The 1,510-nt window shown below is 66.9% G+C and carries 1 protein-coding gene and 1 pseudogene; both read right to left on the reverse strand.

What is annotated here, in order from left to right; genetic code table 11:
• Positions 1-1,190 (reverse strand): phosphoglycerate dehydrogenase (serA, locus tag LQV45_RS31700; protein ID WP_230011394.1); only part of this gene is annotated, 1,190 nt, incomplete at its 3' end.
• 127 nt (positions 1,191-1,317) lie between these two features.
• Positions 1,318-1,510, reverse strand: a pseudogene (locus LQV45_RS31705) (ketol-acid reductoisomerase); the annotation flags it as partial.

Raw genomic sequence — 1,510 nt, forward strand, 5'->3', positions numbered from 1 at the left:
ATGCCGCGCTGCTCGGCGATGACGGGTGCGTTGACGTAGGAGACCTGCTCGGTCACGACGTCGGCGAAGATGCCCTTGAGCGCCGCGAGTTCCAGGACCTTGACATCGAGCGAGGAGATCTCGCCGGCCACCTCGACGTCGAACTGGGTGAGGGAGGCATGGGTCAGCGCGGTGAAGATGCGGCCCAGCTTTTCCATCAGCGGGATGCCGGGGCGGACGTCCGGTGCGATGACACCGCCGGCGACGTTGACGGCGTCGGGGACCAGTTCGCCGGCCAGGGCCAGGCGGACGGACTTGGCGACGGAGACGCCGGCCTTTTCCTGGGCCTCGTCGGTGGAGGCGCCCAGGTGCGGGGTCACCACGACGTTGTCGAGTTTGAAGAACGGCAGGTCGGTGCTGGGTTCCTTGGAGAAGACGTCGACGCCGGCGCCGGCGATGTCACCGGCCTGCAGCGCGGTGTAGAGGGCTTCCTCGTCCACCAGGCCGCCGCGGGCGACGTTGACGACGTACGCCGTGCTCTTCATCTTCTTGAACGCCTCGGCGCCGAGCATGCCGACGGTTTCCGGGGTCTTGGGCATGTGGATGGTGATGAAGTCCGACTGGGCCAGGAGCTCGTCGAGCGTCACCAGCTGCACGCCGAGCTGGGCGGCCCGGGCGGAGGTGATGTAGGGGTCGTACGCGAGGATCTTGGTGTCGAAGCCCTTCAGGCGGGCCGCGACCAGGGCGCCGATCCGGCCCAGGCCGATGATGCCGATCTTCTTCTCGAAGAGCTCGATGCCGGTGTACTTGGAGCGCTTCCACTCCCCGTCCTTGAGGGCGGAGCTGGCCTGAGGGATGTGGCGGGCGAGGCTCAGGATGTGCCCGACGGTCAGTTCGGCGGCGGAGACGATGTTGGAGGTCGGCGCGTTGACCACCATGACCCCGGCCTGGGTGGCCGCCTTGATGTCCACGTTGTCCAGGCCGACGCCGGCGCGGGCGATGACCTTGAGGTTCTTGGCGGCGGCGATGGCCTCGGCGTCCAGCTGGGTGGCGGAGCGGACCAGGATCGCGTCGACGTCGGCGATCGCGGAGAGCAGCTGGGAACGGTCGGAGCCGTCAGTCTGGCGGATTTCAAAGTCCGGGCCGAGGGCCTCGACTGTGGCGGGCGAAAGTTCCTCAGCGAGGAGTACGACAGGTTTGGTGCTTGTCACCGGTGACCTCTTTAGCTCTCTTGTGTATCTGGTGGGGATTTTGGTGAATCGGGTGGTGCGGGTGGTGCTGGACAGCAGGGAAGCCGGACCCCAGGATGTGGTGTCCGGCTCCCCTGCCGGGCAATGCCTAGCGGGCCACTGTTCCTTCGGTGTAGTCGTCTTCGTTCTTGATCCAGGAGAACAGCTTGCGCAGTTCGCGGCCGGTGGCCTCGATCGGGTGGTCCTCACCCTTCTTGCGCAGCGCCTTGAACTCCGGCGCGCCGGCGTCCTGGTCGTCGATGAAGCGCTTGGCGAAGGTGCCGGCCTGGATGTCCGCGAGG

Source organism: Microbacterium sp. Bi128 (assembly GCF_918698205.1).